The sequence below is a fragment of the Bradyrhizobium sp. USDA3010 genome (assembly GCF_056429065.1).
Window position 1 is genome coordinate 1 of the sequence record NZ_JBWJZD010000043.1, and the last position, 20817, is coordinate 20817.

Annotated in this window: 15 protein-coding genes and 4 pseudogenes; 4 read left to right on the forward strand and 15 right to left on the reverse strand. The window is 62.7% G+C overall.

Annotated features, from left to right (window positions below; all coding sequences use genetic code 11):
* Positions 1-122: 122 nt before the first annotated feature.
* Both AC066Y_RS37400 and AC066Y_RS37405 read right to left on the reverse strand, forming a co-directional pair.
* Positions 123-419 (reverse strand): annotated as a pseudogene (locus AC066Y_RS37400) (SDR family NAD(P)-dependent oxidoreductase); the annotation flags it as partial.
* A gap of 1344 nt (positions 420-1763) precedes the next feature.
* Positions 1764-2549: a class I SAM-dependent methyltransferase gene (locus tag AC066Y_RS37405; protein WP_478278230.1), complete on the reverse strand. Its 786-nt coding sequence runs from the start codon at positions 2547-2549 to the stop codon at positions 1764-1766.
* Positions 2550-2699: 150 nt separating this feature from the next.
* Here AC066Y_RS37405 and AC066Y_RS37410 point away from each other — a divergent pair, with 150 nt between their 5' ends.
* Entirely contained in the window at positions 2700-2972 is a 273-nt protein-coding gene (locus AC066Y_RS37410; protein WP_478278231.1) for a hypothetical protein, read from the forward strand.
* A 1486-nt stretch (positions 2973-4458) separates the two neighbouring features.
* Here the strand turns inward: AC066Y_RS37410 and AC066Y_RS37415 are convergent.
* The 9 genes and pseudogenes from AC066Y_RS37415 to sfnG form a co-directional block, all read right to left on the reverse strand.
* Positions 4459-5238, reverse strand: coding sequence for a Fic family protein (locus AC066Y_RS37415; protein WP_478278232.1), 780 nt, complete (start codon positions 5236-5238; stop codon positions 4459-4461).
* 68 nt (positions 5239-5306) lie between these two features.
* Positions 5307-5537 (reverse strand): Fic/DOC family N-terminal domain-containing protein, encoded by a 231-nt coding sequence (locus AC066Y_RS37420; protein WP_478278233.1) that lies wholly within the window; start codon positions 5535-5537, stop codon positions 5307-5309.
* A 1043-nt stretch (positions 5538-6580) separates the two neighbouring features.
* Positions 6581-7777, reverse strand: a complete 1197-nt coding sequence (locus tag AC066Y_RS37425; RefSeq protein WP_478278234.1) for an acyl-CoA dehydrogenase family protein — start codon at positions 7775-7777, stop codon at positions 6581-6583.
* A gap of 22 nt (positions 7778-7799) precedes the next feature.
* A complete protein-coding gene (locus AC066Y_RS37430; RefSeq protein ID WP_478278235.1) occupies positions 7800-8588 on the reverse strand; it encodes an ABC transporter ATP-binding protein in 789 nt (262 codons plus the stop codon).
* Between the two features lie 60 nt (positions 8589-8648).
* Positions 8649-9980 carry an ABC transporter substrate-binding protein gene (locus AC066Y_RS37435; RefSeq protein ID WP_478278236.1) on the reverse strand — a complete coding sequence of 444 codons (1332 nt, stop codon included), beginning with the start codon at positions 9978-9980 and terminating at the stop codon, positions 8649-8651.
* Positions 9981-10007: 27 nt separating this feature from the next.
* Entirely contained in the window at positions 10008-11051 is a 1044-nt protein-coding gene (locus AC066Y_RS37440) for a branched-chain amino acid ABC transporter permease (protein ID WP_478278237.1), read from the reverse strand.
* A 3-nt stretch (positions 11052-11054) separates the two neighbouring features.
* Positions 11055-11944 (reverse strand): annotated as a pseudogene (locus AC066Y_RS37445) (branched-chain amino acid ABC transporter permease).
* Complete coding sequence (locus AC066Y_RS37450; RefSeq protein ID WP_478278238.1) at positions 11944-12861, reverse strand: ABC transporter ATP-binding protein; 918 nt, start codon at positions 12859-12861, stop codon at positions 11944-11946. Before AC066Y_RS37450 ends, AC066Y_RS37445 begins: the two are co-directional and overlap by 1 nt.
* 16 nt (positions 12862-12877) lie before the next feature.
* Positions 12878-13978, reverse strand: coding sequence for a dimethylsulfone monooxygenase SfnG (gene sfnG / locus AC066Y_RS37455; RefSeq protein WP_478278239.1), 1101 nt, complete (start codon positions 13976-13978; stop codon positions 12878-12880).
* A gap of 801 nt (positions 13979-14779) precedes the next feature.
* Here sfnG and hisN point away from each other — a divergent pair.
* The 3 genes and pseudogenes from hisN to AC066Y_RS37470 form a co-directional block, all read left to right on the forward strand.
* A complete protein-coding gene (gene hisN / locus AC066Y_RS37460) occupies positions 14780-15571 on the forward strand; it encodes a histidinol-phosphatase (protein ID WP_456718553.1) in 792 nt (263 codons plus the stop codon).
* A 145-nt stretch (positions 15572-15716) separates the two neighbouring features.
* Positions 15717-16202: a DeoR family transcriptional regulator gene (locus AC066Y_RS37465; protein WP_478278240.1), complete on the forward strand. Its 486-nt coding sequence runs from the start codon at positions 15717-15719 to the stop codon at positions 16200-16202.
* A 71-nt stretch (positions 16203-16273) separates the two neighbouring features.
* Positions 16274-16489 (forward strand): annotated as a pseudogene (locus AC066Y_RS37470) (hypothetical protein); the annotation flags it as partial.
* Positions 16490-16624: 135 nt separating this feature from the next.
* Here AC066Y_RS37470 and AC066Y_RS37475 read toward each other — a convergent pair.
* The 4 genes and pseudogenes from AC066Y_RS37475 to AC066Y_RS37490 all read right to left on the reverse strand — a co-directional run.
* Positions 16625-16914: pseudogene (locus tag AC066Y_RS37475) on the reverse strand (IS5/IS1182 family transposase); the annotation flags it as partial.
* Between the two features lie 184 nt (positions 16915-17098).
* Entirely contained in the window at positions 17099-17986 is an 888-nt protein-coding gene (locus tag AC066Y_RS37480; RefSeq protein ID WP_478278241.1) for a terpene synthase family protein, read from the reverse strand.
* Positions 17983-19533, reverse strand: a complete 1551-nt coding sequence (locus AC066Y_RS37485) for a hypothetical protein (protein ID WP_478278242.1) — start codon at positions 19531-19533, stop codon at positions 17983-17985. The genes AC066Y_RS37480 and AC066Y_RS37485 overlap by 4 nt, the downstream gene beginning before the upstream one ends.
* Before the next feature lie 280 nt (positions 19534-19813).
* Positions 19814-20812 (reverse strand): polyprenyl synthetase family protein, encoded by a 999-nt coding sequence (locus AC066Y_RS37490; protein ID WP_478278264.1) that lies wholly within the window; start codon positions 20810-20812, stop codon positions 19814-19816.
* Positions 20813-20817: the final 5 nt, after the last annotated feature.

Here is a 20817-nt window from a genome sequence, read left to right on the forward strand (position 1 = left end):
CGCGTTGCAAAGTACCGGTCGTCAGGCGGTGAAAAGCCGAAGGCAATCCTGTGCGCCTCGTCAGAGCAGATGTACGGCCGCATCAATCGGGCCCAAAAGCCGCACTCTCACGAATAGGACGGGCTAGCATGGCCTTCTGGAGTCGAACCACGACTCCGCTGTGTGTAGACGCCCGCGTTATGGATGATCGCATCCATGCGCCCGATCGCGTTCACTTGGTCCGCGATGCCTTTCGTCTCGGCGCCGCTCTGCAGGTCCCCGACCACAACTCGTTCGGAGCGCAACGCGAGCTCTCCGAGGGTTGTGGCCCGATCCGCCGATCGCGCGTGCAGCACCACTCGATGCCCCTGATCGAGAAGCGACTGCGCCGCCGCCCAGCCGAGATCATCCGTACTGCCGGCAATGAATACGATCGCCATGCGCTGCACCTCCGGATGTTTCGGAACGCACTCTACAGCACCGGTGCATCACTTCCGAAAGCGCTCGCCGCTGACGTCCCGCGTTGAGGAGAGTCAAAATCGCAACGATTTGCCAACCATAGATGCTTTCCGAGCCGGCCGCTAACCAATCAAAAACCGATCCGCCTCATGTTCGCGTCTCGAAGCTGAATGGGGAAATCAAACATGACGGGATCAGCAATTCTGGAGAACGTGCGTCGCTATCGCGCAATAGCTTCGCTGTGCCGTCAAGCCGCAGCATTCCGCCCAGTCCAACGAATCTCATTGCTGATACAGGCCGACGAATGGGAGCAGAGAGCGGTTGGTGAGATCGAAGAATACTTTGGCGCCCAAGACTCTCCGATACCGGCTCAGCTCTCAAGCAGCGTCAATTGACCTAGAGCTAAGTACGAAAGCGGACACGCTTGGCACGTCAGGGGGACAAAGTCGCCTAGGTGCTTGACTATTTTGCCGCGAGTTAGTCATGCGCGGCGGGATCAACCCCGACCACCCGGCTTTGTGGGTTGTTGCAAGGCGCTTCCTGGCCTCGATGCTTGAATGAGCGCCAGATTCTTGCTCGCGATGATCGAACTCTTTGCTGCGACCTCGCGGTTGACATCACGAACATGATCAGCGTCGGTTAGTACCCGCGCTGGCAGGTCCGCCCGCCCGCCCCAAGAGAACTGCCGCAAATCGGGGCGTAAAGGCTAACCATATCTCCACCGATCTGTCGTGGAGATCGGTCGGACCATTGGACGTCTTAATGACATTTGAGCTACCGATGATGTATTCGGAATTGCTTGGAGCCTCGGCAATCACCAACGACTTTTCTTGAAAGGCCCTCAGCACTTTTCCGCTTGATTTCCTGAGCGCGCGCCCGGGAATCTCCTTCAAGACGTCCGGGTTATCGAGGCTATCAATGAGACGGGCCTTGTCATCTTCGGGCAAAGGGCACTTTGTCCGCTCGTAGTCAGCTATCGCGGTCTCGACCCGGGAGCGGAACGTTTCGGGCTTCAGAACCCGCGCGTGTTACGAATTTCGCCTCGAATTTTTTCGCCGATTTTTGGCTGCGAAAAAGTGAGGGGTCTATTTGCGATAGTTGACCCATCTCGTTCCTCAAAGCAGCAGTCGGAAATCATGCTGGGCGCCCCGGCGGTCACCAAGATCGAGGTCGTCGCTTTGCGTAGAGGTTACTCCCAAGTTGGGAGCGTGCAGGCAAACGCTCCTCCGTCCAGGACTTAAGCCACCCCATCCTGTTGTTGCTCCCCGGCTTCTCCTCCGCATTGGCGTGCCAAGTCTCCGGCTCATCGACTTCGATTGTAGGCACTACGCACCCGTCGTCAGTACACAGGCGGCCTGTTGCCCCGAATACGATATCCAATTGACACCATAGTTGGTCTCGCGGATGAATTCGTCGAAAGCTAATCTTTCATGATTCTCGAACCCTACGTAGTTGAAGTATTCGTCAAACACGATAACGCATCCGGGACGAAGCTGAGACTTGAGCCCCGTAAAGATACTTCTTGTGCTTGAATATATGTCGCAATCGACGTGGATGAACGCAACGGGCAGCTTGCGCTGAGCAAACACCGGAATCGTCTCATCAAACAAACCAACAATAAGCTCTACGTTCTCCGGAACGTCAGGCGCCTTGCCTCCACGATCGAAGTCCACTGGAAGGTATCCGTTCCAGCGCTCCGGCAGGCCATTAAAGCTATCGAAGCCATAAAACTTCCGCTCCGGAAATCGCTCGGCCATGGTGCTGATGGTGTAACCGCTATAGACGCCGAACTCGAGGGCAACACCCGCACCCGCTTTTGACAAGGCATCAAACCTGAATTCATCATGATCGGCAAAAAACACAGCATCAGCCATCTCTGTGCGGATTATCTCAATGGCTCGTTCCTGCGCAATCACAGACAAAGTACGAAACAGGCTATGATTTGTTCTGGGTAGCCCGTACATTTCCGCAGCGGTTACAAGTTTGCGCAGGTGTTCATTTGCAATGTCCTGCTTGCTCAGCATTGTCGACAAAGCTTTGGCTACCTCGCTGGAAGATTTTGCTAACCGATCAATTGCTGCCAATAGGCGATCATCAACCGTTTCTTTCATCGCGTCATTCCTTTTGACTACACAAAATCAATTGCTCTCGCTGATCCCGACGAAATTATCTCATCGATCCTCTGAAAAGCGGTAGTTGCGAAGAACCATTCCATGAGACAGGTAAGAGCGACTCGATTTCGGACCATAAGAACAACTGATTTGCTGCTGCTGCGACTACCAAATTCAGCAAAGTTCAAGATTGACGCGGCAAAGATCCCGCCGCAGGTGCAATTCGAAGAATGGGCGCAGTATCTAGCATGGCCAGCAGGCGGCTGGCGCCGGCATCCGGCCGGGGATGAGCGAACTCTTCTGCCGGTGCTGCTGGTCACCGCCGACACTCGACGATGGCCGATGATCGGTATGTCGATGATCATCAGCAATATGATGGTAATGCCGTCGAACAGCATGTTCATAGTGCCGATGATCAGTTGATCATCGGGTATCTGGCACTTTGGCCTCGGCCCCGATCGGCGTCCAATTCAGTCAGGTCTCCGCCACGCTACGTCACGATCCGGCTTGTAGGCCGGTCCGAGAGAATCCTGTCGTCCAACGCGATCGAAAGCCTCGTTCTCGATCACCAGAAGCGCGACATCTGCTTCACCGTACCATTTGGCGCTTCGTGACTGCGTCGGTAACTAACGCTCGCAGTCTGACAACGGGACACGCCGCCGTACTTTCTGAGAAGAGTCAGACTTCTGCTCAACAGACTTGTAATCTTCGTTCGCTGAGCTCGAGATTGGGCACTGACGAGTCCGTTCGTCGATCGCGCGTCTGGCCGCGGGAAGCGCGTCCAATTCTGCCGCAGCGGCGCTGTTGGCGAACGCCAAGCCGTTCCCTCTTGCGGTCCGTGTCAGGAACCTCGCTTTTCGAAGAAGCGGCCCTCGTAGTCCGCGCTGATCGTGCAAGCCTGCCAAACGTCGACGACGATGCGGGAGGCCAAACCGCAAAGGATCTGCGGCGGTCACTTCCTCCGGCTCAACTAGACCAACGAAATGCAACCCGGCATCATAGATGGCGGTCGACCAGTCCCGGTAGATCCTAAGAACCTTCCGGTTGAACATAGCACAAGGTCTTGATGCTTCTCGACCACCTCTACGATCCCACTCTTCAGCCCCGGGGAGGCATCACCTGCCTCACTACCGCCATAAGCCCTTCATCCACAGTTCTTACATCGGCGCGGTGTCCGTGCCGCTTGTGACTCGCTCTGCCTTCCAAAAGCTTAAGCTGGAGCGCCGCCGGCGATCCTGACGAGATGTTCGTTCGAGGCTTCCTCAACGAATCCTTGGGAAATCGCCAGAGCCGAGGTCTCCAAGGCAACGGATTCTTTCCGATGAAATGAACCGGCGCCGCCCTTCGCCGGAACGTTTCAAATTGTAGCGATCGTTTGCGGCACTCGTTCAGCGCTGCCGGCCAATCCTCGAAGCACACGCGAGAGCTTCTCCCGCGCACGAAGAAACTTTGCCGCAGGCGACGTGCCTAGCCGGCGCCAAAAATGGAAGTGCGACGTGTCCTCGGCCCATTCAAGCATCTGCAGGCGGAAATTGCCTTATCGGGACTGCCACGTAATCGTCTCAGGACCGGAAGATCCGGCGGTCCCGGGCACCGTCACCTGTATCGACGTCGAGACCGGCACGTTCGTCGGTAATGCTCGGATCGCCGATCGGTACGATCGTGCGATCGGGGACGAAGAAGTCACGCGGATGGTCGGGGGAGCGTACCGATTGGCCTCGATCGCGGTGGATTTGGAGACGGATCTCCTGTCTCGCCGCAGCAGGCGCATTTCGGATATCCTGCGGACCCGCCGACGTCGCTGGCGTCGCCGCTGCCGCGCCCGACTGCACGCTCTCGGCTGATTTTTCGCACCGCCCGCATCTTGCAGGGCCGAACCATTAAAATCTTGGGCACGAATGTAGCGCGATCACGGCCACTTCGGACCGGCCGAGAAATCATCCGGATCAGGCTCGTCCGGATCGACCTCGGTAAGGATGGGTTCTTCGCCGAATGGACGATTGATGATGGCGAGAGCTTCGGGAGCAGCATAGACCCGGTTGCGCGCGTAGCCGGTCCTCTCTTGCAGAATACCGGATTGTTGTAATTGCGCGATGGCCTGGTTTATCTGCGCAGGTGAGATATCGAGTAGTTGGCCGAGCCGCTTCGCCGTCACGACGGGATATTTGTGAAGTTCGTCCAAGGCTCGCATGGCCGCAGATCCCTTTCGGAATTTTCGGCGCTTCCTCCAGCGCTCGGACAATTCCGACAGCGCCGTCCGCGTTCGAATGAGTTCCTCGAAGGTACCGGTCACGGCCACGGCCACGAATGTGATGATGGGCTCCCAGTCAAGTCGTTGTTGAGCGTCCTTAAGCGAAGCGTAGTATGTGCCCTTTTTGCTTTCGATGTAAGGCGAAAGGTACAGAGGCACATGCTTCTCCGCCGCCATCATGAGCGGAAGTAGAAGGCGACCGACACGTCCATTGCCGTCGCGGAAGGGGTGCACCGCCTCGAAATGGGTGTGTGCGATCGCCATGCGCGTGATGAACCCTTGCGTCATCTGCTGCATCCCCTCGTTCCGAAGGTAGTCGACCGTTTGGGCGAGGCAGTTGGGGACATCGGCAGGAGGCGGAGGGTTCAGACTTGAATACGCGATGTCCTTGTTTCCGCCGATCCACACAACCCGCGTGCGGAGGGTCGCCGGGAACATCCTGGTAGTCGGGATCGTCCTTCATCACAGCGCGATGGAGATCCTTGATCAGGTCCATCGTGAAGACGCTATAGCCGTTCCTGGCGGCCCTCGGGATGAAGCCATCCATGGCAACGGCGTAGTTGCAATTCGTCGAGAGTGCTCTGGGTGCCTTCGATCGACGACGAACTGATCGCCTCGCGTCTGGTCAGGACCCGGCTGACGATGTAGGGGTCCTTCATCTGGACCGCGATGGCGTCGACCTTGCCGAAGGCCGCCTGAGCGGCCTCCAGGGCCTTGGTCGCTCCGGGGGCGAACACGCCGTCCTCCGGGGGCGCTGGCGGGACGATCCCATCATGGGAATCGTAGGGCGGGGGCTGCCGCCTCAGGGTCTCGCGATCATGTGGCTGAGCTCGCTACGCTTCATGGGAACCCATACTAAGATGCCGGATTTGCGTTTATATTTTTGTTTTTGAAAAAAGCCATAACGTGGCGAGATCTCAGGGACCCTTGTTTTGGTTTTCAAGGAATTGTCGGTTCCAACTCGCTTCCGATAGACCCGGGAGCTGGCGTATGCCGACCCGAACACAGATGGAAAAGCCGGCTGCGGCCGCCGCAATCGGCAGAAGCACTCGAATATCGCCCGCGGCCGGGCCGAGGTGATCCGATTGCTTCGGAGTAGTGGCAGGCGATTTTCGACGATGCTGCCACCTACACTGGGGCTCCGCCAACGCCGCCCGAGCGCCGCGCTTCTGCGACATCAACCGGCACCTGCTGCGCGTCGGCTGCCATCGATGTGGTCGCACGGTCGACATTCAGAAAGCCCATTCGCGAACGAGGGCCAACAGCCGTCTTCTTCGTGACGGCCGGTCAGCCGAGCGCAGGCATCGTCGAGGAGCCGCTGGCCGACCTCCTGCCAGACCGACTCGGGTCCGTACAGTCGTAGCGCTAGCGCCAGCGCCCGCCTTTGTCCGAATCCTGGATGTCCCGATGGCGCCATTACATCATCTGCCCCTCTCTCGGGAGGCCCTCAATAGCGAGTTCGGAAGGCAGGAGATGATGAATATCCTTATCGACCTCAATATCGAAGCAAAATGGCGGATTCCAATTATCGCAACAGGATCGCTCTTGATCTCGGACGCGCCCTAGCTGCCATTCGACAGATAAGGCTCCTTTTAAAGCGCCTTGAGAAGACGGCGGGAGTCTTGCTGTGGACATGGACGCCGCTGGTCTGATCGAGACCGTCGACCTGCCGACAGCACACGTCCCGGTCGCTCTAGCATCGCCACCGGCAATGGAGAGCTATTCCACAAGAGACACATCTCATGTGCGCCAAGGTTGGCAATGTTCCCCCAAATTCGACTTACTCTCCCCCCTCGTAGAAGAGCTCCAGCGGCAGACCGACCAGCGATTTTCCGATCCAGTCGCGCGCGATGACATTGGAGGGCCCCATCGCGATCGCTGCACGGGCGTCGCGATAGGCACGCTCGATCGGCCCGCGGTGATAGCCGTAGCCGCCCGTCACCGTCAGCGCCGTCGCCGCGACCTTGTTGGCGACCTCGGCGGCATGCACCTTGAACTCGGTCAGCGGGATCAGGATTTCGCTTTGCGGCTTGCCGGTACGCCAGAGCGCGTCGAGCTTGCCCGCGAGTTCGTTGCGCCACGGCCGCAGCGTCTCGACCAGCACCTTGGCTGCGCCGAGCTCCTGGCGGATTGCCTGATAGTCCGACAGGCTCTTGTTCCTGTCCTTGTGCACGAAGCTCGTGGTGTGGGCGATCGCAGCGTTCAACGCGCCGCGTGCGACGCCTTCCCAGACCGCGCCGAGCCCGATCAGATAGACCGGGGACACGCCGTCATAGATGATCTCCTTGCCCTGCCCTTCGGCACCGAGCCGGTCGCGTTGCGGCACATGCACATTGCTGTAGCGGATCGCCCCGGAATGGTTGGCCCGCACGCCGAGCGCATCCCAGGACCGGGACTCGATCCCCTCCGCCTTGCCGTCGACGATGAAGAAGATGATGTCGGCCTGATCCTTGGCGCCCGGTGTGCGCGTCTGCACCACGTAATAGTCGGCCTGGCCCGAGCTCGTGGTGAACGACTTCTCCGCGTTGACGCGATAGTCGTCACCGTCGCGCGAGGCTTCGGACAGATTGTACCACCAGTGCCCGCCGGTGGCGCGTTCGCTGGTCGAATAGGTGCCGAGCAGACTGCCATTATTCGCCTTCAGCCAGCGCTCCTTCTGGTCGGCGTTACCGAACAGATTGATGGTCTGCGCCGCACCAACATGCATGACATAGACCAGGCCGGTGGAGGCATCGGCCTGCCCGATCCGGTAGGCGGCTTCCGCGAAGTCCAGATGGCTGAGGCCGAGCCCGCCGAACTGCGGCTCGTTCAGCACACCGGTCCAGCCGGCCTCCGCCAGCGCGCGAAGATTCTCGCGCGGAAAGCGGCTCTCGCGGTCGTTGCGGTCGGCATTCACCTTCACCGTCGCGTCGATGGCGGCATCGAGCCTGGCATAAACGTCGTCGTCGATCTTGCGTGCGAGATTGTCGTTGGCCATGGTCAGTTTCTCCGGGTTGCAATCATGCGACAGCCTCGCGCGGCTGCCTTCGGCGCGGGTCACCCTGCGACGATCCGCCGAGATAGTGGGTCTTGATGTCGGCGCGCTGGCGCAGTTCGGCCGCGCGGCCGGCCAGCACGCTGCGCCCGTTCTTGAGCACGACCGCATAGTCGGCAAAGCGCAGCGCCACGGTCGAGTTCTGTTCGGCGACCAGGATCGACAGCCCCGGCTCGCTGTTGAGCTGCTTGAGCGCGCGAAAGATGGCCTCGACGACGAGCGGCGCGAGACCCATCGACGGTTCGTCGAGCACCAGCAGCCGCGGGCGCGACATCAGGGCCCGGCCGATCGCCGTCATCTGCTGCTCGCCGCCGGAGGTCAGTCCGGCGAGCGTGCGGCGATGCTGCTTCAGCCGCGGAAACAGCTGATAGATGCGGTCGAGGTCTGCAACGATCTCCGCCCTGCGCGCATCGCGTCCCATCGCGCCAGTGATCAGGTTTTCCTCCACCGTCAGCGAGGCGAAGCAGTGCCGCCCCTCGAGCACCGGCACGAGGCCGGCGCGCACCAGGGTTGCCGCCGAGGTGCCGGCGATTTCACGGCCATCGAAAACAATCCGGCCCGCGGTGATCTGGCCGCGCCGCGCCGAGAGCAACGCCGAGACCGCCTGCAGCGTGGTCGACTTGCCGGCGCCGTTGGCGCCGAGCACGGCGACGATCTCGCCGCGCCGCACGGCAAGCGAGACGTCGCTGACGGCCGCGATCGCGTGGTTGTAAGTCGCGGCCAGGCCTTCGACCGAGAGCAGGGTTTCGCTCATCTGTTGATCCATCGTCTTGAGGGACGCGGGAGCCGGACAGCTTCCGCGCCCGTTGCGGCGTCAGTTGCTGACGGGATCGTCGCCGGAGGTCCGCACCTTGATGCCGTGCTCCTTGGCATAGGCGGCGGCCGACTTCTCGATGATCGGACGCAGGAAGGCCCAGTCCGGCGCGATCCAGCCGGAGACGACCTTCCACTTGCCGCCGTCCCACTGCTGGAAGGTGACGCGGCCGTCGCCCTCGTGATTGTCCCAGGTGACGTTGATCGAGTGGAACAGATCCTTGGCGCCGAGCGCTTCGACCCGCGCCGGATCGAGCTGCAGATGCTCGAAGCCCCAGCGCACTTCGTCGCCGGTCAAAGTGCGCTTGCCGAACTTCGCCTGTGCGATGCGGATCGCCTCGACATTGAGGATGCCGTTCACGATGCCCAGATTGTGGTAGACGCTGCCGATCCGCTTCTTGTCGTCGAGATTACCCTTGCCGGCGCCATAGACCGTCTTGATCACCTCCTGCAGCACCGGATACTGCTCGCCCGAGGCCTGCGTCGTGATCGCGATGTAGCCCTTGGCGGCGTCGCCGGCCGGGATCACGTCTTCCTCGGAATTGGACCAGACGTTGCCGATGATGTGGTCGGCCGGGAAGCCGACCTTCTGCGCGGTCTTCAACGCCACCGGGTTCATCACGCCCCAGCCGCGCAGCACCACGTAATCGGGCTTGGCGCGCCGGATCGACAGCCATTGCGACTGCTGCTCGTTGCCGGGATGCGGCACCTCGATCTGCTCCAGGCTGAACTGGTACTTATCGGCCAAGAGCTTGTAGATCGGGATGGTCTCCTTGCCGTAGGGCGAGCCGTGATAGAGCACGACGATCTTCTTGTCCTTCAGCTTGTCGACCCCGCCCTCGCGGCTCGCGATGTAGTTCACGATGCCCGAGGTCTCGCTGTAGGGATTGAGCAGCAGCGGGAAAACGTAGGGGAACACGCGGCCGGCGGTCGAATCGGTGCGGCCGTGATTGATGGTGATGAGCGGCACCTTGTCCTTGGTGATGCGGTCGATCATGGCGTAGGCGATGCCGACTGACAGCGGATTCCAGGCGGCAACGCCGGGCCGCCCCTTGAGCCGCTCATAGACCTCGACCCCGCGCTCGACCTCGTACTGGGTCTCGCCCTCGTCCCAGGTCAGCTTGACACCGTTGACGCCGCCGTCGCGGATGTTGATCAAATTGAGATAGTCGATGAAGCCACCGAAGAAGCCGGTGCCGCCGGCCGCATAGGGACCGACCCGGTAGCTCTGCAGCGGGAAGAACTGCTCGTCGGCCCGCGCCGCCGGTGCTGTGGCCAGCACGGAGGCCACCGCCGCGGCGAAGGCAAATTTCAGATATCTCGATCTAATCATCTTTGGTCTCTCCCTTGGTGCGAAATGTCAGGTGTTGCGGATGGCGGCTGGCCGCGCGACCGCTCGCCAAAGCCGGTCCCACAGCGCGATCAGGCCGCGCGGTTCGGCAATCAGGAACGCGATGATGAGCACACCGACGACGATGCGCTGGCTCATCTCCAGCACGCCGGAATCGAACACGCCGCCGAGCAGGGCTGCGCCGGCGCGTGACAGGATCAGCGGAAACACCACGATGAAGGCGGCGCCGAGAAACGCGCCGCGCAGCGAGGCCAGTCCGCCGATGATGATGATGAACAGGATCTGGAACGAGCGATCGAGGTTGAAGCCGGCTGGCTCGACCGTGCGCAGATAGGCGAAGGCCCACAGCGCGCCGGCAATGCCGATCAGGAACGAGGAGGCGCCGAAAGCGAGCAGCTTGGTGCGCAACAGCGGCACGCCGATCACCTTGGCGGCGAGTTCGTGGTCGCGCACCGCGATGAAATTACGGCCGCTCTGCGAGCGCAACAGCCGCAGCGTCAGGAACGTCGCGACGACGACGACGCTCAGCGAGAACAGGTAGCGCCCCGCCGGGCTGGTGAAGGCGAAGCCGGCCACGCTGAGCACCGGGGCGTCGATCACGCCGGACGGATTGTCGTTGGAGAACCAGCCGAACTTGGTGAGCGCCCATTGCACGAAGAACTGCGCGGCGAGCGTCGAGACCGCAAGGTAGAAGCCGCGCAGCCGCAGGCTCGGCAGCCCGAACACGATACCGATCGCGGCTGCGATCAGGCCAGCGAGCACCAGATCGACAAGCAGCGGCAGCTGCGGCAGCCGAAGGTGAAGGTTGTAGGTCGCATAGGCGCCGACCGCGAGGAACGCGGCGGAGCCCAGCGAGACCTGCCCGGCATAGCCGGTGAGCACGTTGAGCCCGACGGCGGCGAGCGCCAGCGCCAGGAACGGCGTCAACACCGCGTCCATCAGATAGTCGGAACCGAGCAGCGGAACGGCGCCAAAGACGACCGCGACCCCGAGAGCAATCGCAAAGGCTCCGACGCCGGGCAAGAGCCGTGCCGTCGATGGTGCTGCGCGCATGGCCTAGACCCTTTCGACCAGCTTCTGCCCGAACAGCCCCGACGGCCGCACCAGGAGCAGGACCAGCGCCACGACATAGGCCGCCCAGGCCTCGATGCCGCCGCCGAACAGGGGCCCGACATAGACTTCGGAGAGCTTCTCGATGGCGCCGATCAGAAGGCGCCGATGATCGCACCGGCGATCGAATCGAAGCCGCCGAGCACCAGCACCGGCAGCGCCTTCAGCACCACCAGCGACAGCGAGAACTGCACGCCGAGCCGCGCGCCCCACAGCAGGCCCGCCACCAGCGCGACGATGCCGGAGGCGGTCCACACGCTGGCCCAGACCCGCGGCAGCCGCAGGCCGACGGCCAGCGCCGCGAACGGATCGTCGGCGACTGCGCGGAACGACAGCCCGGTGCGGGTGTAGCGGAAGAACAGCGCAAACAGCGCCACCAGGCTGCCCGCGACCGCCGCAGCGAACAGGTCGAACCGGCTGATGAAGACCCCGGCGATGTCGAGCGGCACGTCGCTGATCCCGATGTCGAGGCCGTGGACCTGGGTGCCCCACAGCAGCTGCGCCGCGCCCTCGATCACATAGGACAGCCCGAGCGTTGCCATGAACAAAGTGATCGGCGGCTGGTTGACCAGCGGCCGCAGCACCGCGCGCTCGACACTGACGCCGAGCACGACCATGATCGCGAGCGTGATGACGAAAGCAACCGGAAACGAGATGCCGCGCTCGATCAGGCTGACGAAGGTCAGCGCCGCGAACAGCAGCATCGCGCCTTGCGCGAAATTGAGTACGCCCGAGGTCTTGTAGATCAGCACGAAGCCGATCGCGACCAGCGAGTACATCACCCCCGACAGCAGGCCACCGACCAAAACCTCGATCAGAAACTGATAATCGAACATCAGACCGCGAGCTCCGTGACGTCCTGATGCGCGACGCCGAGATAGGCGTCGATCACCGCCTGGTCGGCCCTCACCTCGTCGGGCGTGCCGTCGGCGATCTTGCTGCCGTTGTCGAGCACCGCGATCCGGTCGGAGAGGCCCATCACCACACCGATGTCGTGCTCGATCAGAACGATGGTGGCGCCATAGAGGTCGCGCGCATTGCGCACGTGCTCGGACAGCTCGAGCTTCTCGCTCAACGTGACACCGGCGAACGGCTCGTCGAGCAGCAGCAGCCTCGGCCGCGCCACCAGCGTCCGCGCCAGTTCGACCCGCTTCTGCAAGCCATAAGGCAAGCTTCCGGCGGCGCGCTCGCGGACGTCGCCGAGATGCAGGAAACCGATGACGTCTTCGGCAGCGGCGCGGTTTTCCGCCTCGATCCGGCGCGCCAGCGGCGAGCCGATGATCTGGCGCAGGAAGCCGGCGCGGACGCGGTGCGCGAGCCCCATCAGGACATTGTCGAACACCGACAGCCCCTTGAAGATCGCGAGGTTCTGGAACGTGCGCGCAACGCCGTGCGCCGCCAATCGTGCCGTCGGCACCTGGGCGAAGGCGCGTTCACCGAGCCAGACCCGGCCGCGGTCGGGCCGGTAGAGCCCGCTGATGACGTTGAGCAGCGAGCTCTTGCCGGCGCCATTGGGCCCGATGACGGCACGGATTTCACCCGGTGCGACCGCAAGGTCGATGTCGCGCAGCGCGGCGACGCCGCCGAATGTCAGCGCGATATCGCTCAAGGCCAGCACCGGCCATGCCACGCGATCTGCGGCCTGCGCAAGGCGCCGATCGGGAGCATCGGTCGTCGCCGTTGCGAGCGCCCTGCCTTGCGCCGGGGCCGCCTCCAGCGCAAGAACGCCGGCATCTGTCGCTATCGCCGTCACGCCGCGCGACTCCCCGTCACTCGGCTGCCTGGGCGTGCACGGCGGTCTTCGCCTCCAGCGCACGGACCAGCGGAATGACGCGGCGGCCGAAATACTCGACCTCCTCCTGGAAGTGCAGGAAGCCGAGCAGCACGAGATCGACCCCTACCTCCTTCAGCGCGACGATGCGCTCGGCGATCTGTTCCGGCGTGCCGATCAGATTGGTCTTGAAGCCGTCATTGTACTGGACGAGATCCTCGAAGCTGGATTGCGCCCAATTGCCCTGACCTTCCGGCGAGGCCTTGCCGGCATTCTTCACCTCATGCCCGAACGCGTTGACCGCCTCCGGATCGGCCTTGACGATGATCTCGTCAAGCACGGCGCGCGCCTCGGCCTCGGTGTCGCGCGCGATCGCGAAGGCGTTGACGCCGATCTTGACCGAATGATTGTTGGCGCGCGCCTTCGCCCTGATGTCGTCGACCTGCTTCTTGATCTCCGCGACCGAATTGCCGTTGGTGAAGTACCAGTCCGACACCCGCGCGGCCATGTCGCGCGCGGCGCGCGAGCTGCCGCCCTGGAAGATCTCGGGCAAGGGATGCGCCGGCTTCGGCTTCAGCGTGTAGTCGGAGAAGCGGTAGAAGTCGCCGCGGAATGTGAAATTGTCCTGGGTCCAGATTCCGCGCAGCGCGCGGATGAATTCTTCGGAGCGGCGGTAGCGCTCGTCGTGGTCGAGCCAGGGCTCGCCGATCGCGGCGAACTCGCCGCGGAACCAGCCGCTGACGATGTTGACGGCGACGCGCCCCTCGGTCAGCTGACTGATGGTCGCGATCTGCTTGGCCGCAACCGCCGGATTCCAGGGGCCGGGCAGCAGCGCCGCGATCACTTTCAGCTTTGTGGTCGCGGCGAGCAAGGCGTGGCTGAAGGCGACCGGCTCATGCTGGAACTCGGCGCCGTATCCGGCGGTGAAACGGATCTGACTCAGTGCATAGTCGAACCCTGCCTGTTCCGCGATCTGCGCAAGACGGCGGTTATAGTCGATGTCCCATCCGGTTCGCTGCTCGATCTTGCTGATCACGAGGCCACCGGAAACATTTGGAACCCAGTAAGCGAATTTGACCTGATCATGACTGGTGGTCATTTGAATTACCTCAAACGTTGGACGTGATGGGGTGAGGAAGGCAGCACGAAGCGTTCGCGCGGGCGCCCATCCAGCGGGTTACAGCGCGGCTCATGCGAACTGCCGGCAGATTTGAACTAGGGGAGGGTGGCCGATCAGTATCCGCGATACGCGCCGGCACACGCTCGCTGCGTCAACAACACACCGTTCGACATGATGTCAGCGGCGCGGCGCGACTTCGAGATCGATCAAATGGGCCATTGCAAGTCATCCGCATTCCCCTCGCAGGCAGCATCGGCGAACGATCAATAGTCGCAGAGAAAGCAGAGACGAGCGAGTCCAAGGCAATCTCTTTTTCAGCCAGTCCGGGAAAGCGGTATTCTTTTGTTGATGCAAAATGCGTCGTTTGGTGCTGAGCGGTCGATTTTCTTCGGATTGAACGCGCCGCTAAACACCGAGCGACGCTTATAACGCGCTGGCTGCTCCATTCGGTAAGGCGAACATGCATGCGCGAAGCGATGAGGTGCCGAATATCGCGGACCAATGTGGGTTTTGCGCGCCTCCCGGAGGTGTCGGCAAGCTTTTCCCAGCGACTCATAATTGCCCGACGAAGCCAAAGGCAATACTCTGTCGAAGCCAATATCAATTACCGCATGGTAGGCCCGAGTGGCCGTCCGGTTAGAGATGCGAGCAATAATCGAGATGGCTTTTTTTTGTTTTTGGGTTTCTGCGTGGCAACCGAAGCCACGGTATCAAAAGCGATATGGCAATATGTGTATTTGTGCCTTAAGCTGGATCTGTAATGCTCAGGAGGTTGCCAGCATGGATGGTGCAGACTCGATGTCTGATTTGGTCGATTTCGCGTTCGAGCTCGCCGGAAGCGCAGGTGCTCACGCCACCGAATTGTTTCGACGGCCGATAGACATCAACACGAAGGATGACGAGAGCCCCGTTACGGAGGCAGATCGGCGTGTCGAGAAAGCCATCAGAAAGGCGATTTCCGCTCGATTTCCAGAGCATTCGATTTTCGGTGAAGAATACGGGATCCAAGGTGATCTCGATTCGCCTACGTGGGTGGTCGATCCCATAGATGGCACGCGCAGCTTCATTTCCGGGTCTCCGCTTTGGGGAACGCTGGTCGCGCTCGCTATCCAAGGGCGTTCACAGATTGGCGTCGTCGAGATGCCCGCATTGCGGGAACGCTGGACGGGCGCAACCGGCCTGGGTAGCTGGTTTGTCAACTCGAGCGGCATTCGCACAAAATGCCAAGTTCGCGACTGCCGGCGCCTCGCCGACGCGAACTTCTACACCACGTCGCCCCTCTATTTTGCAGAATCAGAACGCGATCAAATCCTGGGCATCAGCCAAACTGCCCGGATGTGTCGCTTCGGCGGCGATTGCTATAATTATGGGTTGCTTGCATCGGGACACATCGACCTCGTCATCGAGACGCGGATGGAGCCTTACGATTTCATGGCGCTGGTGCCGGTGATCGAAGAAGCCGGCGGCATTGTCACCGACTGGGAGGGCAAGCCGCTCACGATCACCTCCGGCAAGCGGGTCATCGCTGCAAGCACGGCAGAACTTCACGCCGAAGTTCTGCCGTTGCTCTAGAAACGATAGAAGCGCGGCTGAGTCGGTCAGTTACGTGGAAGGATGGGCGCCAGCATCATGTCGGTTGGACGCATCGAGCCTATTGTCGTATCGCGCTACGGCCCGAAGCCGACGATAGAAACTGCTAAGATACTGGGGAGCTTCTATGTGGCAAGAGGAACGACGGCGTCACATTCGATCGATGTTGGCAACGTTCGGCACGCTAAGCGTTGATCGGCTGACGGAAGATTTTGGAGTGTCGCTCGAAACGATACGCCGCGATCTCATGGAAATGAAAGAAAGCGGAGAACCCCGCCGGGTCCGTGGCGGAGTCGTTCCGGTTGCCAAGGACAAGGAGGCTCCCTGCCAATTGCGCACTGCCGTACGTAGCCGCGAGAAAAGAGCGATTGCCAGGGCAGCGGCAGCAATGGTCGAGGCCGGTCAGACGAGCCTTCTCGACGCGGGAAGTACGACAACCACCCTGGCCCAACGCTCAGCTCAGATGGAAGGGCTCATTGTCGTCACCAATTCTCTGAATGCCGCCAAGTGCTCAACTTCCGCGGGTGATTGCACGCAGAGCGGAAACAGAGGTGTGATCCTGGGTGGGGACGGACGATCCGCCCGCAACGCTCGGGGCGATTACCGTCAATGAGATAGCACTCGCTACCGAGAAGATTTAGCGATGGTCTCTCCGTTCGGTCTCGATGCGACCGCGGGTGCGATGAGCTACATCCCGACGAAATAGAGACAGCGAGAGCGATGTTTGATCATGCGCGGAAGCGCGTTATTCTCGCCGACTATTCCAAAGTGGGTGTCGTTAGCCGGGTTTCGTATTGCGCGCTGGTAGACGCAGACTGCGTGATCGTCGACGTCAGGGCCCGTCAGAACGCCATGTTTCCGCAACTGTGCTCAGTCAATCCGAACGTAGTTGTCGCTTAGGTACTGCGGCGCATCGAGAGGCACGTGAGGCATTTCCTCCATCCCCAACATACCTAGATTCCAAATTTGTAAAAACTTAGCGACCGCTTGCGGCTCGCGCCATTGTGCCGCCATCGAATTGCTCAGAAGTGAGCGGAGCGCGTGTCCGATGTAGCGCAGCGCCGTGCTGCCTTTGCGATAAGCCGAGCATCCGGATCGCTCGTGGACACGTGTGCATGGTTGCTGCGCGATTGTCCGCGGAAGTCGCTGCCGCCCTCGTCATCGCCGTCCTTCTCGAACCTCTTCTGCCCGGCCCGAGCCTAGATCAACGTGCGATCCACACTGAAATGTTCGCCCGACAACCAGCCCCGGTCATTGGCGATCTCCACCACTTTGTTGAACAGCGCGATCACCGCATCGTGTTCGATCAATCGCTCGCAGTTCTTGCAACCTTGGCCGGCGCCGTTTGCCGACCCAGCACGAGGTCCAGATGGCCGTCCTTAAGCCGGCTCAGGCGCCGTGTCGCTCATGTTCGCTCCGTCGGTCGCATCGGGCGACGGCGTTGCGCCGGATCGGACCGACGGCAGTGCGTGCACGCCATCGCCTCCCGCGCGTTCAAGCCGGCGCACGCTAGCCTCCCCCCGCGGCGTCGCTGCGGTAGCGGCTGGTCGAGGTCTGGTAGTACTGGGCGTGGATGGCCGCCATGGCCTCGATCAACGCTCCCCACGGCGCAGGAAAGCGCTCTTCCGCCATCAGCCGATACAACATGCGCGTATGGCCGGCCAGCTCGTCGTTAAGGAACTCCACGACAGGCATAGCCGAATAGCGCTGCAGCAGCAGGATCGCCGCGTTGCCGGCCTCGCCGGCCAACCTGTCCTTGTCCCGTCCATGCAGATCGTTCTGCAGGCGCCCTATCGCGGAGATGAGCCGCAGGACCTGGCGAAACGCCGGACGCGCGCGCAAGGTCGCCATGTCCAGGCCCCACAGCAACGACAGGCAACAGAACACGTTCGTGTAGGCGATCGAATCGATGCCGTTGTGCAGGTACTCGGCGTAGGACCAACGTTCCGCGTCTGCCGTCTGCGCCTGTCCGGCGCGCAGCGCCGCGCAGTAGCGCCGGGTATCGTCGAGAAGCTGAGCATAGTCGCGACGATCGTAGGCAAGCGCAGCCAGCGAAGCGCGCAGCACAGCGCAGCCCTCGAATCCGGGGAGCGCGCACGGCTCGCCCTGTCCCAGCGCCTGCTCCACCGCGGCGAGTTGTTCCGGCGCGATCAGGCCAAGGTCGTTGCAATCGTCGAGCCAGAACAGCAGCGCCAATTCGCGATAGAACGCCACGATCAGCGTTTCGTCCTGCGGATCGCGGCCGGTTCGGGCGCTGATTTCGCGCAGGCTCGGGTGGATGCGCTGCAGGATGTACTGGCCGCCCCTGACGGCTTCCATGGCATGCTCGTCGGCGAACCCGGTCAGGGAACGCCCCCACTCCAGCACCTGCTGCAGCGCGCGTTCGGGCTGGATCATGGCGCCGCTCCTGCTCCCTCGGCCAGGACCCGCCGCTCCCAACGAAGCGCCAGCCACAACCCGGCGAGTTCGGCCACACGCACGACCCGGGTGGGGCAATACAGTTCCTTGCCGATCCACAGCGGCGTTTGCGGCAATGCATGCGCCGCATGGCGGGCGAGCATCCAGTCCAGCGCACGTGCGACCGCGTGCGCGATGCGCCAGCGCCCTGTCGGCTCTTCGCTCCCGTCCATCACGCGCAACGCGAACAGCGCATAGGCGGTTTCCTCGAATGTGGACGCGCGACCGGCGCCCCAGCCGCCGTCGTCACGCTGCGCCTGTAGCAGCGCCGCAAGCGTGCGCTCGTCGCGCCACTGCGGCTCGCCTTGCGCCAGCGCAGCGAGCGCATGCGCAGTGGGATACAGCCACGAAACGTGCCATTTTTCGTTGTCCCATAGACCTTGCAGGTTGCGATTGGCCTCGACGTAGGCGCTGGTGCCGGCGGCGGGCTTTCCCAACAGCCGCAAGGCATGCAGGGCATGGATGTTGGTCGACACCGAGGCATTGCGCTCGCCGGGGAAGGTGGCGAACAGCTCGCCGATTTCGAAATGGCGCAACGCATCGACCGCCGGCTCACGGCCAGCAAGGCGCAGGACGCACAACGCAACGGCGGTGTCGTCCGCATCGGCCGCGAAGTGCAAGGCCGGGCCCAGACCGCGCCCGCTCAGACGCGCGTCAAGCTGCGCGACGATCACGCGCACCGCCTCGGCGAGCGCGGGATGCGCGAACAGCCCGGCCAGATGCAGGGTGTACAGCGACCAGCATGGCTCGAACACATTGATCGGCCAGACGTTGGGAACGACACCTTCGATGCCGCTGCGCGTCGCCCGCGATGCCGTCTGCAAATACGCGTCGGCGCGCCCGACCTGCGGCGTGCTCCCCTGTGTCACGGCGTGCGCACGCCACGCGGCGGTGGCCGCCGGACTGATGCCGATGCTGCCGTGCTCATCCGGGAGTGCGGTGGTCGGCGACGTCCCCCAGGCTTCCCAGGAGTGCAGCAACGGATGGCCGCTCGGCAACGTCGCCACCGCCGCCAGCTTGACCAGGCACGCTTGCCGCAACGGCAACAGCGCCGGGTGGCGCGGAAACGCCACGCCGCCCAGCAAGGATGCGGCCTCGCCGCAAAACTGCGGCAGGATCAGCTCCGCGCCGATCGGCGCGTCTTCCGGGACCGCATGCGCGTAGGGATCGGGCTGGCGCTGGAGGAACCGGATTGCAGCCTGGACTGCGTCGGCAGCGCCGGGAAGAGGATAGGCCCGCTGCAATGCCAGCAATGCCGCCCACGTAGGCGCATGGCGGAACAGCGGGAAGTCCGCGCTTCCCCATCCGCCATCGGCCTGTTGCTGCGCCATGAGCCACGCGTATGCATCCTGCCGACCGGTGACGTTGCCATGGAACCGCAGAGCTCGCGCCGTGTCGTAGACGGACGGACCGACGCTGCCGCCATCGCTCATCTCGCTCAGCAGGCGACGCAATTCGGAAAGGATCTGTTCAGATAGCGCGTTCACGCGGGATGCTCCTTCAGACGGATGGGCAAACGTCGCGCGCATGTCGCCGCAGGGCGTCGCTTAGGCAGTGCCGGACGGCCGCCCTGCTCCGGCGCGGCGACCACCCCAATGCTGGCGCCGGCCCGCCGCATAGGCTTGCGGGCAGCGCGCCCGCGTGCGCCGCGGCCGTGCCGGGCAACCGCTGCGATCGGCGCCGGAGACTTCGCACATAGTGCAGCATGCACCGCTGCCGCCGGCCGATCGCAACGGCACAGGAGCGTCTCCAAGCGGACGGGCACGCTCATGCGCATGGCGCGTGCTTGAACAGATACGCGTTGGCCCGCTGCAGGATTTGCGCCAACCGTTCTGCACGCGGCCCCAGCGGCGCGATGGCCTCCCCGGCATCGCGCAACAGATCCAGCGCGAACTGGCGCGCTGCCTGCAGTCCCATGATCGACGCGCAGGTCGGCTTCTGCGCCGCCGCGTCCTTGCCGGGGGTCTTGCCCAGCGTCGCGGTATCCGCTGTCACGTCGAGAATGTCGTCGATCACCTGCAACGCCAGGCCGAAACAGGCGCTGTAGCGATCGAGCGCACAGTACAGCGCAGCGTGCGCGGCATCCTCCGCGATGGCGCATAGCGCGCCCATGCGAACGGACGCGCGCACTAGCGCTCCGCTCTTCATCCGGTACATCGCCACGATCCTGTCCAGCTCCACGTGCTTTCCGACCAGCGACAGATCGATGGCCTGCCCGCCTGCGGCCCCCTCGGCGGACACCGCCTGCGCCAGTTCGCGCACGAGCGCGATACGGTAGTCGCCCGGCGCATCCAGGCTCGCCAGGGTCAGGAAGGCGTGCGCCTGCAGCGCATCTCCGGCCAGGATCGCAGTAGCTTCGCCGAACTTGACGTGCACGGTCGGTAGGCCGCGACGAAGCACGTCGTCGTCCATCGCGGGCAGATCGTCGTGGACCAGGGTACAAGCGTGCATCATCTCGATGGCGGCGCCGACGTCGTCGAGCATGTGCGCCGGCGTGTCGGACAGTGCGCCGGCCGCCAGGCAGAGCAAGGCACGGGTGCGCTTCCCGCCATGCAAGGTGGCGTAGCGCATCGCCGTCATCAGCTCGGTCTCACCGTCACGTTCGGCGCAGAGAAGGCGCGCCAGCACCTGTTCGACCCGCTTTGCGCCGTCCTGCATCCAGATCTCGGGCAGCAGCCCGCCGGATGCGCCGCGCGCCTGTCCGCCCAATCCGCCGAGCGCGGAATCACCAGTCCTGTCGTCCTGTGGCGTGGAACCGGTCTGCATGTTGT